The organism is Vibrio sp. Isolate25 (genome assembly GCF_022398025.1).
Classification (GTDB): Bacteria; Pseudomonadota; Gammaproteobacteria; order Enterobacterales; family Vibrionaceae; genus Vibrio; species Vibrio coralliilyticus_A.
Genome location: NZ_JAKEUT010000001.1, coordinates 196,487 through 210,735, shown reverse-complemented (window position 1 = coordinate 210,735; position 14,249 = coordinate 196,487). Strand labels below are relative to the sequence as shown.

Genomic DNA, 14,249 nt, shown 5'->3' with positions numbered 1-14,249 from the left:
TTATTCCTCGCGTCATTAAAATTGGAAGCTGACACCCGTGGATAGAAAAAGGTTTTCGCTGCTGTAGAAGTCGATCTCGGAGTCTGTTTGTTGATATCCCGCCATCAGGTTGAGATTGGTATTAGGTAAGCCAAGTAAACGTTGATAGCTATAAACCGAGAAAAAGCCGAAGCTTTGCTGATCTTGTTTGCGATTGAAAACGGGATTATCTGCGTCATACTCTGCGGAGCCAAGACGGAACGTCGAGGTCAAAGTATGATTTGAGCGGTGAAACGCCAGAGCAATTTGGCCATCAATTTTCTCGAAAGAGTGGGCACGACCTTCCGCATCTCTGAGGCTATAGTAAATGGCTGGCACAAGAGTAAACGAACGACTGATGGGTAGAGCACTCTCCACTCCAAATCGATGGTAATCACTGTCACGCATGAGAAGCGAACGTTGCGCATCACTCAGTGACTGAGAAAAACCGATCTCTTCTGTCTCGACTTCACTTTGCGCGTACGCATATTTTAAAGAAGCGGACAATGGACCATGTAAATCCATCGCAAACCTGAGGCCAGATACCGTATGGTCGGTGACACTTCTTGAAACCCCCGTTAAATAAGGGTCTCGCCACACTTCATCTTGCCCAGGCAGGCTACCAAACAGAGCGGTCGTAATCGCCATGTTTCTGCCTACTTTTTGTGACAAACCAAGCTCTGCTTGGAAGTTGGCTTCTGTTACCTGATCTTCGCTATTGCCAAAGAAAATGATCGTCTGACCAAAATTGTACTGCAGGCGACCTAATAACATCGGCGAGACTTGATTTACTTTTTCCCCACTGTTGGATAAGTCTTGTGTCACAGCATTATCATCGTGGGTATTGTGCTGGGATTGGCTGCGTATATAACCAGCATTAACACTAATGACCCCGCTAAAACCTAATACTGATGGATCCACTTGCGCAGACGTACTCGGAGAAAAAATGATGAAAAGTAGTGATTGACATACCAATAAAGGCCTTGTTCTGACGTACATGCGAATTCCTTTTTGAGTGACTGTTCATCAAGCCAATCAAAAGTAACATTCACCAATCAAATCAATCTCCACCCAGTTATGGACAGTTTGTGTCCGCAATGGTCACAATTTCACCAACCTAACTAATACACCCATAACCACTCATCGCTAAAGCGGCTTTTTTCGTTTACCATACGCACCCTTCACCATATGAATAAACACGATCACCTATGGCTGCATTGGATTTTAAACCACGTACAAGAGTGACTCATGCGGGCTATAAACCCATAGAAGGCGCTTTTCAACGTCCTAAAACATCCTCCTCTTTCTACCACTCTGTGCCCGATACACCTGAACCGACGCCTGAGTATCAATGTCGAATAAAAATACATTGTGAGAAAGAGGATCTGAACGCATTAACTGTGGGCGTATGGACACTTGGTAGAACCCAAGCGGACAAGCCGGTGAGGCAGTGGTCAGCAATGTCGTCTGATGACGGTAATACACTGTTGACAGCTCTCTGTTTCGAAAAAGAAGAAAAAACCCTTTACCATGATGCTTTTCAACAGGCAGGCCACTCAACTTCATACAAGGTTACCTCAACGACATGCACCTCAGAGTATGTCAATGCAGAGTTTATCCCGGTCAAATTAGCCATCCAACCCAATGAAACACGGTTAGCTTGGGCGACAGAAGGCTATTTTTATCATTTTGTTGAGAATCGTCTTATAAAAGAATACAAAGTGGTCGGAAACGGTCGATGGACACTGCAACTCACTCGCTCAACTCATGAGTTGCTAACCGATGAATTAGTCTCAGAGCACCATTACCCGGCCATATTACTACCCTATAAAATAGAAAGGCGTGAAGTCTCACCCCAGCACCTTCTATATCGTTCAGAAAAACTCTCCGCAGAAACATTAGCAAGCCTAGATCATGCTTGGCTGAATCAACATGCCATGACTCTGGATTTACCCAGTATTGTGGCTGAACGAGGAAAACCTCTCATTAAGCGAGAGCCAGCCAGTAAAGTAAAGCAAGATGACACCGTGCCAAGTCAGACTCATATTGTGCAGCGAGTTCCTGAAACAGGTAAGCGTGAATTATGGCCCGATATCGCCGCTCAATATGGGCTGTCATCCAAAGCCTTGCTACAGCTTAATCCTAAATATGATGCAGACCCAACTCAGCTTAGGGTTGGAGATAAACTCACAGTCAGTGAGTCGGTGTGCAAGGCTTTCATGAAGCCACCGGAAATGGCTGCGCCGATTGAATCACTGAAAGAAGTGCATTTACTTGGCAATGTTTGGGGCAGATACCATGAATTAGCGCTCTCAGAATCTGCGGTCAATATCATGGAAGACCGTACCGTTTCAGGCTATGTACCGGTTTTAAACTCCGGTCGAATATACCGTGACACCACCAACAAGCAGAAATAAATGGAGTTCACAGGCGCAATAAATGGCCATGTGCATCAAAATATGACTAGGTATGGCCACTCTCTATGAGTGCGCGGAGCTGCAACACAGTGATACTCTTGCTGCTAGTATTCATGGCGTTGTATTTATAGCCTGATCTTCTACTGGTTGCGCTGACCCTTTAATAGTTGGCCATGTCAGGATAAACTGAGCCCCTCCCAATGGTGATGAGGTCACATTCACCTGACCCTGATGCCACTTCATTACTTGACGAACGATGGCCAAACCAAGTCCATGCCCTTTCTCACTGCTTCGTTCTTGGTTATCAAGCTGAATAAAAGGCTCAAAGATTTTTTCTTTATCTTGCTCATCAATACCAGGACCATCGTCTTCAATATTGAGGGAATACCCATCATTCTCATAAGCGAAAGATATCGATATTGTTCTATTGGCAAACCGACTTGCATTCGCAAGAAGGTTTTTCACCGCACGCATTAACCCTGCTTTGTCGATAAAGGCATAGTGCGAGCGTAAGTGCGGTGAACAATAAAATTTGACCTCCAGATCAACATGCTCTAGACGAAAAAATTCAACCTCCTTCGCCAATTCATCTGCCAGACAACATTGGGTAAATTGAGCTATATCTGCAATGCGATTGTATCTTGAAAGCAATAAATTTTGATTGATCAAATGGTCTAGATCTTCAATGCTCGACTGTATGGTCGTGTGATATTTATCTCTTTGTGCCCGAGGTAAAGTCTCATCCTCTATCATCTCCAAAGCAAAGCGCAACCTATACAATGGGGTGCGCAAATCATGGGCTATCGCATTGGTCAGCTCTCGCTGACCGGCGATCAATCGTTCAATGTTGTCCGCCATAGTATTAAATGAATGGCTTAATTGTGAAACCACCGATAAGCGAGAAGCCTTTGCCCGTTTGGAGAGTAACCCTTGTCCAAACTCGTTCGAGGTATGCACCAAGCGCTTGAGATCTCGCCAAAGAGGAAGCACCCACAAAACCAAGGCCAGAGAAATAATAACGAAGAATAATCCACCAATCGCAGAGGTGAGTTTTAACTGTGTGCTCTGAGACATATCATCATGGACATGAAGCCAGACTCCATCAGCAACAGGGGCCAGTAGCTCAATTTGTCCTTGTTGATTAATATAACTGACTATTTCTCCTGGCTTTTCTTCAATGGCTGACAAAGCATTGTCAGACAAGTCCTCATCGTTTTTTAAACTAATCTGAAACGGAATGATTGTATTCTTCTCAGCTAAGTCCTGAGGCCACTCCTCTCTTGGCAAGGCCCGAAGCTGCTCAGAGGCAAGGAACAATGAACCCGCAGCTTGATTCAATGCTGCCAATTGAGTCGATTCATTTAACGCAAAGTAAATAAGGTAATTGCTTTGGCCCACACGTTTAAGCAGTGCCATTGGGTCCCCAAACAGAAAGGTAATCTCGCCACTCTTAATAGAATGGAAGACTTCTGCATCATCTTGGTATTTATCAAGCGATTCCAACTTAAGAGGATAAGCAAAATGCTCGGCATAGGACTGGATAATACCCAGCCATTGTATTTGTGGTTGCGCGAGCAGCTTTCCACTCAAAATATCAAAGTTAACGGCATAAACTTGTTTGTAAAACTGCTCTGAAAATGACTCATTCAAACGTTGAATGGGATTAATAGAGGTGGGAATAATCAGCAAGACAATTGGAACAAAGACCGCCAACCATAGAATAGAAAATGCTCGAATCACTATGCCACATCCTCTGTAGATACACACAACTGGTAACCTATGCCTCGGACTGTTTTGATTAACTCCGGCTCTTGTGGATCATCCTTTAATGTCCGCCTTAAACGAGAAATACGCCTATCGATCGTTCTGTCCAAGCCATCATATTCAAAACCACGAATCGATTGTGCAATCTCATCGCGAGACACCACTTGACCTGCGTTCTTAGCCAATAGATGAAGCAAGTCAAACTCGGAAGTGGTTAGCTTAATCAACTGGTTATCAATGGTTACTGCTCTATGTTTTAAATTGATCATTAAGTGCCCAAACGTCAACTCATCATTGAGTTTACTTGCAGATTGACGCTGCTGACGACGTAACAATGCACGAATACGTGACAGTAACAAACGCGGTTTAACCTGCTTTACCACATAATCGTCGGCGCCAAGTTCAAGCCCCATCACTTGATCAATATCGTCATCCAGCGCTGTTTGCATCAAGATCATACCTTGATAACCCGCTCTGATGGCTCTGCAGACATCCATGCCACTTTGGCCCGGCAGCATAATGTCAAGAATGACCAGATCCGGCTGCCCTTCCAAAATGGCATCTACAGCGCGGATTCCGTCGGTGATAACATTGACCTCAAACTCATAGTTCTGCAAAAAATCTCTAATTAAATCAGCTAATTCCACATCATCTTCAACTAGAGTTATCGTATACGTGTTGGCTGTTAACATAGGATAGGTGAGCAAATGAACGTTAGAAGAACTATAACTCACCGTGATAGAAACGAATGTGACTATTTGTGACAAAAGAAAGAAGTTGTGACGAATCTAAGAAATCCACGATTCGCCATTTTCAAACTGACCAGAGCCTTCCCATTATCTTATCTCGTTTTTAGCCAGCGAGCTCTACATAGGCTTGCTCACTGATTAGATCGTCCAATACCTGACCCAGTTACTGCCTTGATATCAAGTTTAAGCACTTTGATTTATAGTATTTAGCCTCTCTTCGCTTTACACTTGACCTATCACTCCGCAACCCACCCCATTCATGCTCAAAATTTCGAACACAGTGACACTTCAGGCATGGGAAATTCAACTAACGGCAATCCGTGCTCAAGGGGCTGGTGGACAGAACGTGAACAAAGTCTCCTCTGCAATACACCTACAGTTTGATATTAAGCATTCAACACTCCCTTCAATATACAAAGAACGTTTACTGGCTTTACAGGATTCTCGAATCTCAAAAGAAGGGGTTATTACTATCAAAGCCCAGCAATACCGCACTCAGGAGCAGAATAAAGAAGATGCACTGAATCGTCTCGCTGAGCTGATTCGCTCCGCTAACGTTGTACAAAAAAAGCGCCGTCCTACCAAACCGACCCGAGCCTCCAAAGAAAGGCGATTGAAAGCCAAGGGAATAAAATCACAAACCAAATCTTTACGCGGTAAGGTAAGCCATTAACTGTCATAGCAAGTTCGGCTCATCCAGTCTGCACACTATGGTAACAAAGGGGCTTGTCCGGTACCACGGCTCAATTAGCCGTGGTACACGGTCAACAAGTGATCACTCACTCTTGTTTTGTTTATTCTCGATAATCTGATTGATAAGCAGTGCTGACAAGATGATCGCTAACGCCAACCAAGTATTGTTTTGTACCGATTCATCTGTTAGAAAAACACCAATCACTACTCCCACAGCAGGAACAAGATAGTTAGTCATTGAGGTAAAAACAGCCCCCGCGTTTTTGATGCTCCTCATGTACAGGTAATAAACTATCCCCGCGCACATGACACCAAGATAGACTAGCGAGAGCATTGAAGATATTGTCGGATTAGACTGACTCAATGGCGTGGTGATCATCGCTATGACGGTGAGCTGAACACTCGCCATGCATAGCACATTACGTGCAACGATGAGTGGATGTTCTTGCTGCACTCGGTTAAGTAACAGTAATGCAGTCGCAAAAGACACGGCCGCAACAACAATCGCCATCGAACTCAATAAGTTAATTTGCTGAGAGCTGGATGCTAACTCAGGGTAAAATAAAACTAGCAGCCCGCCAAAGCCTACAATAACGCTGATGGTGTTGCCCTTTGTTATTCTTGCACCTTTAATCAGTACTGGTGCGAGAAGTAAGGCGTAAAACGGCAGTGTCCCCATAAGTATTGCTGTGATTGAGCTGGATAATTTTTGTTGGGCCCAAGGCACTAGAACAAACGGTATCACCGCTTCTAACAAGCCAATCAAAGCGAAAAGCCCCCACTGCTTGCTAGTACTTGTTATTCCTATGAGTTTACAAATCAGGATCAACGTAAGTGCTCCAAGGATGGCGCGAAATGTACCTATCCAAACTGGGTCAAACCCTGTTAAAGAGAGTTTCTGAAAAATAAACTGCGAGCCCCAAATGAGCCCAATGGCAAGCAGCGTTAAGTAGTTTTTAAACATCATTTGGATAACCTAAAGTGCATCATTTTCACTGGTGTATTTACGTTCTCAATCAAGTAAGTTTTATTGCAATATCAATTACGTCGCTTTAAAAGCAACGGCATCCACCTCTATTTTCATCCCATCAAGCGCCAGCCTTGGAACTGGGATTAACGTACTGGCTGGTAAGTGATCACATGGCCAACGCTTAAGCATCTCATCGCTCCAGATGTTCAGTTTGCTTTCATTATGATCAACGATTAACACTGTAATTTTTAAAACATCGCCGAAACTCAGTGCATGGGCAGTCAGGGCAATATCCAAGTTGGTTAAAACACTCTGCACTTGTTGGCGAAAGTCTTCACTTAAACGGTGCTCAACGCCTTCTCCCCCACTTTGACCTGAGATATAGACAAGTTGTCCATCAGATGGAGCCGTTACTGTGTGACAAAAACCATATGGCGTAGGATTGAATAGATGTGATGGATTATGAAAAGTGATTGTTTTATCTGACATTTCTAGCTCTCTCTATTGTACGTTCAATTCTCACGCACTATAAAAGCTCGACCTAACTTGAGGTCAATGACATTTTTTATAATTTGGCGTGTTTAGAGAAAGGCAAGAGGTAGACAGCACACCAAGCTCGAAGACGTTCATTTTCTTACTCGACAATTATGGGGAAAGGGCTTATTGCGACCAAAATGTTATGTTATAACATATTAAATATACAATAATGGAACACCAGCAAATACGCAGTTTGGGTGAAAGTTATGGAAGCAATCGAATCAATGGTTAAGCAGGCAGAAAAGCACTGTCTAGCGAAAGGTAAACGACTCACATCAAAAAGGAAGCAAGTGCTCGCTACTCTTCTTCATGCTAACAGAGCTCTATCTGTTTACGAGTTAATGGATTACGCAAAAGCACATTTTGGTGAAACCATTCAAGCCATGTCTGCTTATCGCATTTTGGATTTTTTAGAAGAAGAGCACTTAGTCCACCGGCTTAACGTTTCTAGCAAATACGTCGCATGCGCTCACATTCATCACGAACACGCCCACGGTGTCCCACAGTTTTTAATTTGTCGTCGATGTAACAAAACGCAAGAGCAGACTTTAGATCCTTCCATGGTCACAACCCTTGAATCAGACGCTGAACAAGTTGGATTTAAGCTTCTCACACCTCAGGTTGAAATTAATTGCCTGTGCGACGAATGCTGTCAAACCTCCTCATAACTCCCACATTCAATAATCGAAAAGGGGATTGCTAAAAGTGATGGCCTCAATACTAATTAAGAATGCCCACATCGTCAGTGAAGGCATAGTGAAGCAAATGGATGTACGTATTGTTGGTCAGAGAATTGATAAGATTGAAGTGAACATTTCAGCAAACTTTAATGATCAGGTTATCGACGCAAATGGTCACTACCTATTACCGGGCATGATTGATGATCAGGTACATTTTCGTGAGCCAGGATTAACTCACAAAGGCTCTATCGCTTCAGAGTCAAGAGCTGCTGTAGCCGGCGGGATCACCAGTTACATGGAGATGCCTAATGTTAACCCTTCTACAACCACGCTTGAAGCACTTGAGAAAAAATACGCCATTGCCTCACAGCACTCTGCTGCCAACTATGCATTTTATCTTGGTGCGACAGAGAATAACTTAGCTGAAATACAACGTCTTGACCCTTCGAAGCATTGTGGTATCAAGGTCTTTATGGGTGCTTCGACAGGAGATTTATTGGTCGAACACCCACAAGCTCTGGATCGCGTCTTTGCACAATCACCTGTATTAATTGTCACGCACTGTGAGAGCAGTCCAATCATTGCCCAAAACCTTGCTGATTTAAAGCAAACCAACAAACCGATCACAATCGAGGATCACCCAAACATTCGAGATGATAAAGCGTGCTATGCGTCTTCATCTTACGCAGTGTCACTCGCTAAAAAACATGGCTCTCAGCTGCATGTTCTCCATATCACCACTGAGAAAGAACTCTCACTGTTCGAACCAGGCCCAATTCAGGGAAAACTCATTACTGCAGAAGCGTGTGTCCATCATTTGTGGTTTAGCCATCAAGATTACGCGGAGCGAGGTAATTTGATCAAATGTAATCCTGCGATTAAATATCCTAGCGATCGTGATGCATTGATCCGAGCTCTTCATACAGGCCACATCGACATTATCGCCACAGATCATGCGCCACATACTTTAGAAGAAAAGCAAGTACCTTATGAGCAAGCACCTGCAGGGATGCCACTGGTACAGCATGCTCTACTGAGCTTACTCGATCACGTCAGTAAAGGCCGCCTAAGCCTAACTCAAGTGGTAGAGAAGGTATCGCACAACCCGGCCATCAGATACGCCATTCAAGATCGTGGTTTTATACGTGAAGGTTACTACGCTGATCTCGTGTTGGTCGATATCAATTTCCCCACAAACGTAACCCACAGCAATAGTTTATATCACTGTGGATGGAGTCCTTTTGCGGGCCATACTTTCTCTTCAAAGGTCCAACGCACTTGGGTTAACGGCCAACAAGTATTCGATGGCGAACACGTCATCAGCCAATTTTCAGGCGCGCATGCACTGCTATTCAACCGTTAACGTAACATCAAACCATTGAGATACTTACATGTTAAGAAGAAACCCGAGCGGGCACATGCCTGTCGTCTCCGAAACGGCATTCATTGACCCAACCGCCATCATCTGTGGCAAAGTGATTATCGAAGATAATGTATTTATTGGGCCCTATGCCGTCATTCGAGCTGATGAAGTCAATGACCAAGGCGATATGGAACCTATTATCATTAAACGTGATACCAATATTCAAGATGGTGTTGTTATCCATTCAAAATCAGGCGCTTCAGTAACCATTGGTGAACGCTCTTCGATCGCCCATCGCTCAATTATTCATGGCCCCTGTGACATCTGCGATGATGTCTTCATCGGTTTTAACTCCGTGATTTTTAATGCCGCTATCGGCAAAGGGTGTGTCATTCGCCATAACTGCGTTGTTGATGGACAGGACTTACCTGAAGGGTTTCATGTGCCGCCAATGACCAATATTGGAGCAGATTTTCAGTTAGCGAACATTTCCAAAGTGCCTCCTGAATATTCTGCTTTCTCAGAGTCTGTGGTTTCTGCAAATCACACCTTGGTTAAGGGATATAGGAGAATAATCAATGAGCTCTAAACATCCAATTTCAGCGGTACCAACCAACATCATTACTGGCTTTCTAGGTGCGGGTAAAACATCCGCAATTCTCCAACTAATGAAACAAAAGCCAGGCCATCAGCGCTGGGCAATTCTGGTTAATGAATTTGGCGAAATTGGCGTTGATGGCAGCCTATTCAAAGGTCAGCACAAACAACCCGATCAAGTATTCATTCGTGAAGTCCCAGGTGGGTGTATGTGCTGCGCGGCCGGCCTTCCTATGCAAATCGCGCTCAACCAGCTGCTAACCGAAGCCAAGCCAGATAGACTTCTCATCGAACCAACAGGGTTAGGGCACCCCAAAGAGGTATTACAAGTACTGTCATCAGCACACTATCGTGAGGTGTTGTCTTTACAGAAAACATTAACTCTCGTCGACGCTCGTCAACTATCGGATAAACAGTACACACACCACGATACATTCAACCAACAAATCGCTATTTCTGACACTGTAGTAGGTAACAAGGTCGACTTATATCAAGGCGACGAGAAACAACAGCTTGAGTCGTATATACAATCCCTATCGGGCTCAGAAAAAAGAGTGATTTTTTCAAAGTTCGGAGCCATACCCTATCACGAGTTTGAAGGCCCAACACAGGCCAATGAAAAAGCTCATCACCACCACGATCACGGTAAGCCCAAGGTTTTAGCGGCAGATTTACCTATGCCAGAAAGTGGGATAATCAAAGCCGTTAATCAAGGGGAAGGGTTCCGAAGTATTGGGTGGCGCTTCTCACCTGATAAAGTTTTCTGTCGGAAGAAGCTGACACTAATGCTGCTTGACCTCAAGGTCGAGCGTATGAAAGCCGTCTTTATCACTGACTTAGGAGTACTCGGCTACAATATGACCTCAGACGGGCTCAGCGAAGCGGTATTGGATGATGGGTTTGAAAGCCGTGTAGAATTCATTTCCCAGCAATTAGACGACAATCTAGAAGCGAAATTGCTGGCCTGCTTGCTCACTTAATCATCTCGGAGGGATTGTTGCCACATTTCCCTCCGCTTCTGTCGTCATAGAGTAATACGTATTTTCTCTGCTAGTGCCATGGCAATATTGCTGGTGCAATAGGCACTTTCATTAATAAAGTGTGGGTACACTTCCTTCTCTCCCTGCCAATGCACGTCATAGCCAAAGAAAGTAGCGAGCAGTGGCTCCCCGGGCTTAACAACTTCAAAGTCTTTCCCACAAACTGTCGGATGAACCGTTGCAAGACGCATCCCATCACCATCCAGAGGGAATGAAACTTCCTCTGTATATCGATAGGCATCGTAACTTGAACCCATGGTCGCTTTACCCAAATTATGCAGTTCAACAAAGTCTAATATGGCAGTGAGCAATTGCTTCATAAGCTCTAATGTTTCATATGTCAGAGAGCTATGTGCCTGAGCTCCTACTTCCAACATAATACCGTATTGACCGACTGAGCATAAATAAGGTTGCTCAGCCCATGGTTTTCGGTCTTCAAACAATACGTTAGCCTCTGGCATACGATGCTTCACATAGGCTCCCATCTGCCGATAAAAAGGAACGTGTGACAACAAAATCAATGTCGCGCCCATATTGCTGGTCGTGTTGTGTAAATCAACAATTAGCTGATTTTCGACTTGCGCATGTTGATCACGGAAGAAAGCTGCTAGGTTTGCTTCTTGTGACTCCTTAACAGGTGCAGTAGCGGAAAACTGACGATTGAGATCAACATCAATGAACCGCACGTTCTTTTTCACCGCTTCTGGGTTAGCGACAACACTTTTCACTTCAAACGTTGAACGCTCAACCGAGTAGTTCCCATCTTTGATCAACTTCTGAAGGTACAAACCGGTTAATTCATTACCATGGGTACCTGCCACGACAAGCACTTGATTCAATTTCTGCATAACAATAGGTTCCAACTCCAAAAGGAAAACAATTATGTTATAACATAACAATTAATATAAGTAACTTAGAGATAAAATGCTCTGATTTAATCAAATTAAAAATAGATAAATATGATCTTCGAAAGCGTTTTTCAGAGATTTAGCACTATTATTTCTGCTTGGTTCACCAAAAAGTAACGACTAAGAAAAAGGCCACTGATGTGGCCTTTTTCTTTGACTGATGCTTTACCTCGACTCTAGTGGGTAAGAGCGGTAACTCCACATGCCGTAGGTCCGTAGAGCATCTCGATAAATACCGAGCAGCTCATTATCACTTGCCTTTGTGAGTTCCTTCAACGGCTTGTCTGGATAGCCTACAGTGTCAAACGTGATGCCTTGTGGGCCAGTTTGCCAACTGGCGACTTCAAACAAAGTCTGCCCGCGTCGAACATGGCTAGCAGAACTGATAATAGTGGCGTGTTTAATGTTATGACGAGCCAGTGCGTAACTACTAAACAAAGCATTACCAACGGTACTGGTCGCGTAGTTTTCTTCGATGATACGATCTGGGCTTATCCCCTTGGCAATTAACCAATCGGCCATCAATTTGCCTTCCGTCTTATGGTTTTTAGGTACACCACCCGTTAGCACAATCAAAGCATCAGGGTTGGCCTTCGCCATGGTTAACGTCGTCTCAAGACGTTCAACCAAAATCTGGTGCATTGAGCCATCAGGGTTTAAAGCATAACCTAAGGTCACAATCGCGCCTTTGTCATTCAGCTTACCTTTTTCTGCGCTGTCTTTTAGCGGCGTCGCCAAAACACGATCTACGGTTTCAAAGATACGAGTGATATCAGTGGCCTTGCCTGCATTCAACTTATGAAGTTTTTCCATATGCTTGCTTGATTCAGCATCATTACCTTTAAAGCGTTGCCAAACCGCCAGATACGCGTGCAAATCAATATCATCAGGAGCGACCATCAAAGCTTGTTCAAACAGCTCAATTGCGCGATCGACATTCTTGTTGTAGATCTGCGCATTGGCCGCCGAAATCAGTAAGTCAGTGCGGTAAGGTTCGAGGTCGTAAGCTTCTAAAAGTCGATTAGTGACGATCTCCATATTGCTTGGCATTTTTGCTGTAAAACCTGCATGAGAGATACGTGCGGGAGATTTAAACGCCGTCACTGCGTCAGCCAACAATTGATCCACCACCTGACGTTTAGTGACAAGCTGTGCGTAGTCTGCTGACGCTTGAACCGTCGTATCATTAGCAGCCAAAGAGTAAGGGGCAGCGATTAACGCAATTGCGCCACTAAGAGCAAGGGCAATGATGTTCTTTTTCATGTAGATGTCCTGATGTAGTTATGTTTTTACTGCGTCTGTTATTTTTTTGCAGTGTAAATTTACTATTCAGAAAAACCGTGAACTCATCCTCATTAACTGATTGAACTGCCAATATTGGTTTAATTACACGAATCAAGATCACAAATTGCTATTAATGACATTTCATTTAAGGTCATAATTTTTCGTAACTAAATAATTTGTACCTTGGTACAACTCCTTGCGTGACTGAATGAAATGGGCGGTTTATACCGCCCAATTAGGAGTTAAAGTTGGTATTTAGTTAGGTCCGGACGCGTAGCAATGGCGTGCTCAACCATAGCGATCACTTTGGCGCGCTCTTCTCCTTTTAGATTCTGTCGAGGTGCTCGAACCTGCTCGGATCCGCGGCCGCAAACCTGTTCAGCCAATTTAATGCACTGAACCAGAGTCGGAATCGTATCCAGACGCAACAAAGGCAGGAACCAACGGTAAATTTCCAGCGCTTCCGCGTAGCGCCCTTGGCTGGCTAACTTATAGATCGCTACCGACTCTTCTGGGAATGCGTTTGTCAGACCAGATATCCAACCGCTAGCCCCCAGCATCAACGACTCTAGTGCAATGTCATCCACACCGCTGAACACTGTGAATCTGTCATCAAATCGATTGTAGAGTTCAGTAATGCGGCGGGTGTCTGTCGTTGACTCTTTCACCGCAACAATGCTGTCGTACTCAGCAAGTTTCTCCATCAAATCTAGGTTAACGTCAACGCCATAAGAGACCGGGTTGTTGTAGATCATGATGGGCATTTCCGGAGTCGCTTGCGCTAAAGTGGAGTAGTAATCGACCGTTTCACTGTCTGAAGTACGGTACACCATGGCAGGCATCACCATACAACCGTCGATTCCTATCTTTTGCGCATCTTGCATGTAATCAATTGATGCCGATGTAATCGACTCCGCAGTGCCCGCAATCAGGGGCACTCGACCTGCCACCACTTCGTGTGCTGCTGCAAGCACCTGACGTTTTTCATCTGGGTACAGCGCGCAATTCTCACCCACGGTTCCAAGGCAGATGATGCCATTGACACCATCATTAATCTGGTTGTCGATCACCGTTTGTGTCGCATCTAAATCAATGCTCTGATCTTTGCGAAACTGGGTACTTACTGCTGGGTATACACCTTTCCAATCTACGTTCATCAATAACCTTCCACTTGTATATTGTATGCAATTTAAAATAGCGGCCGAAACCACGTGATGAGTAGTCATGCC

14 protein-coding genes are annotated in these 14,249 nt (G+C 44.3%); 6 read left to right on the top strand and 8 right to left on the bottom strand.

Features of this window, described 5'->3' with window-relative positions:
* Positions 1–15 precede the first annotated feature (15 nt).
* Entirely contained in the window at positions 16–1,017 is a 1,002-nt protein-coding gene (locus tag L1D15_RS00940; protein WP_239874366.1) for a DUF2860 family protein, read from the bottom strand.
* A gap of 209 nt (positions 1,018–1,226) precedes the next feature.
* Here L1D15_RS00940 and L1D15_RS00935 point away from each other — a divergent pair, with 209 nt between their 5' ends.
* A complete protein-coding gene (locus L1D15_RS00935; protein WP_239874365.1) occupies positions 1,227–2,435 on the top strand; it encodes a LysM peptidoglycan-binding domain-containing protein in 1,209 nt (402 codons plus the stop codon).
* Between the two features lie 111 nt (positions 2,436–2,546).
* On the opposite strand, the gene L1D15_RS00930 is transcribed toward L1D15_RS00935, so the two are convergent.
* Both L1D15_RS00930 and L1D15_RS00925 read right to left on the bottom strand, forming a co-directional pair.
* Complete coding sequence (locus L1D15_RS00930) at positions 2,547–4,175, bottom strand: ATP-binding protein (RefSeq protein ID WP_239874364.1); 1,629 nt, start codon at positions 4,173–4,175, stop codon at positions 2,547–2,549.
* Positions 4,175–4,891, bottom strand: coding sequence for a winged helix-turn-helix domain-containing protein (locus L1D15_RS00925; protein ID WP_239874363.1), 717 nt, complete (start codon positions 4,889–4,891; stop codon positions 4,175–4,177). Before L1D15_RS00925 ends, L1D15_RS00930 begins: the two co-directional genes overlap by 1 nt.
* 316 nt (positions 4,892–5,207) lie before the next feature.
* On the opposite strand from L1D15_RS00925, the gene arfB reads away from it, so the two are divergent.
* The gene (gene arfB, locus L1D15_RS00920) at positions 5,208–5,621 is read left to right on the top strand and encodes an alternative ribosome rescue aminoacyl-tRNA hydrolase ArfB (protein ID WP_239835547.1); all 414 of its coding nucleotides are present in this window, start codon (positions 5,208–5,210) and stop codon (positions 5,619–5,621) included.
* A gap of 102 nt (positions 5,622–5,723) precedes the next feature.
* On the opposite strand, the gene L1D15_RS00915 is transcribed toward arfB, so the two are convergent.
* Both L1D15_RS00915 and L1D15_RS00910 read right to left on the bottom strand, forming a co-directional pair.
* Positions 5,724–6,605 (bottom strand): EamA family transporter, encoded by an 882-nt coding sequence (locus L1D15_RS00915; RefSeq protein ID WP_239875095.1) that lies wholly within the window; start codon positions 6,603–6,605, stop codon positions 5,724–5,726.
* Between the two features lie 78 nt (positions 6,606–6,683).
* Complete coding sequence (locus L1D15_RS00910; RefSeq protein ID WP_239874362.1) at positions 6,684–7,100, bottom strand: RidA family protein; 417 nt, start codon at positions 7,098–7,100, stop codon at positions 6,684–6,686.
* Positions 7,101–7,354: 254 nt separating this feature from the next.
* Between L1D15_RS00910 and L1D15_RS00905 the strand changes: the two genes are divergently transcribed.
* From L1D15_RS00905 to L1D15_RS00890, 4 genes are read left to right on the top strand one after another with little or no spacing between them, the layout of a single operon-like run.
* Entirely contained in the window at positions 7,355–7,816 is a 462-nt protein-coding gene (locus L1D15_RS00905) for a transcriptional repressor (protein ID WP_239874361.1), read from the top strand.
* 40 nt (positions 7,817–7,856) lie between these two features.
* Positions 7,857–9,191 carry a dihydroorotase gene (locus L1D15_RS00900; protein ID WP_239874360.1) on the top strand — a complete coding sequence of 445 codons (1,335 nt, stop codon included), beginning with the start codon at positions 7,857–7,859 and terminating at the stop codon, positions 9,189–9,191.
* Between the two features lie 28 nt (positions 9,192–9,219).
* Positions 9,220–9,780, top strand: coding sequence for a carbonate dehydratase (locus L1D15_RS00895; RefSeq protein ID WP_239874359.1), 561 nt, complete (start codon positions 9,220–9,222; stop codon positions 9,778–9,780).
* Positions 9,770–10,768: a GTP-binding protein gene (locus tag L1D15_RS00890; RefSeq protein WP_239874358.1), complete on the top strand. Its 999-nt coding sequence runs from the start codon at positions 9,770–9,772 to the stop codon at positions 10,766–10,768. Before L1D15_RS00895 ends, L1D15_RS00890 begins: the two co-directional genes overlap by 11 nt.
* Before the next feature lie 44 nt (positions 10,769–10,812).
* Here L1D15_RS00890 and L1D15_RS00885 read toward each other — a convergent pair whose 3' ends face one another.
* From L1D15_RS00885 to L1D15_RS00875, 3 genes are all read right to left on the bottom strand, one after another.
* Complete coding sequence (locus L1D15_RS00885; RefSeq protein ID WP_239874357.1) at positions 10,813–11,676, bottom strand: aspartoacylase; 864 nt, start codon at positions 11,674–11,676, stop codon at positions 10,813–10,815.
* Positions 11,677–11,901: 225 nt separating this feature from the next.
* Positions 11,902–12,999 (bottom strand): YdcF family protein, encoded by a 1,098-nt coding sequence (locus L1D15_RS00880; protein ID WP_239874356.1) that lies wholly within the window; start codon positions 12,997–12,999, stop codon positions 11,902–11,904.
* Positions 13,000–13,262: 263 nt separating this feature from the next.
* Positions 13,263–14,177 carry a dihydrodipicolinate synthase family protein gene (locus tag L1D15_RS00875; RefSeq protein WP_239874355.1) on the bottom strand — a complete coding sequence of 305 codons (915 nt, stop codon included), beginning with the start codon at positions 14,175–14,177 and terminating at the stop codon, positions 13,263–13,265.
* Positions 14,178–14,249: the final 72 nt, after the last annotated feature.

Coding starts and splice junctions, on each gene's coding strand:
- L1D15_RS00900 (WP_239874360.1), top strand. CDS start 7,857: ATGGCCTCAATACTAATTAAGAATGCCCACATCGTCAGTGAAGGCATA.
- L1D15_RS00875 (WP_239874355.1), bottom strand. CDS start 14,177: ATGAACGTAGATTGGAAAGGTGTATACCCAGCAGTAAGTACCCAGTTT.
- L1D15_RS00890 (WP_239874358.1), top strand. CDS start 9,770: ATGAGCTCTAAACATCCAATTTCAGCGGTACCAACCAACATCATTACT.
- L1D15_RS00895 (WP_239874359.1), top strand. CDS start 9,220: ATGTTAAGAAGAAACCCGAGCGGGCACATGCCTGTCGTCTCCGAAACG.
- L1D15_RS00905 (WP_239874361.1), top strand. CDS start 7,355: ATGGAAGCAATCGAATCAATGGTTAAGCAGGCAGAAAAGCACTGTCTA.
- L1D15_RS00915 (WP_239875095.1), bottom strand. CDS start 6,605: ATGTTTAAAAACTACTTAACGCTGCTTGCCATTGGGCTCATTTGGGGC.
- L1D15_RS00925 (WP_239874363.1), bottom strand. CDS start 4,891: ATGTTAACAGCCAACACGTATACGATAACTCTAGTTGAAGATGATGTG.
- L1D15_RS00885 (WP_239874357.1), bottom strand. CDS start 11,676: ATGCAGAAATTGAATCAAGTGCTTGTCGTGGCAGGTACCCATGGTAAT.
- L1D15_RS00940 (WP_239874366.1), bottom strand. CDS start 1,017: ATGTACGTCAGAACAAGGCCTTTATTGGTATGTCAATCACTACTTTTC.
- L1D15_RS00910 (WP_239874362.1), bottom strand. CDS start 7,100: ATGTCAGATAAAACAATCACTTTTCATAATCCATCACATCTATTCAAT.
- arfB (WP_239835547.1), top strand. CDS start 5,208: ATGCTCAAAATTTCGAACACAGTGACACTTCAGGCATGGGAAATTCAA.
- L1D15_RS00935 (WP_239874365.1), top strand. CDS start 1,227: ATGGCTGCATTGGATTTTAAACCACGTACAAGAGTGACTCATGCGGGC.
- L1D15_RS00880 (WP_239874356.1), bottom strand. CDS start 12,999: ATGAAAAAGAACATCATTGCCCTTGCTCTTAGTGGCGCAATTGCGTTA.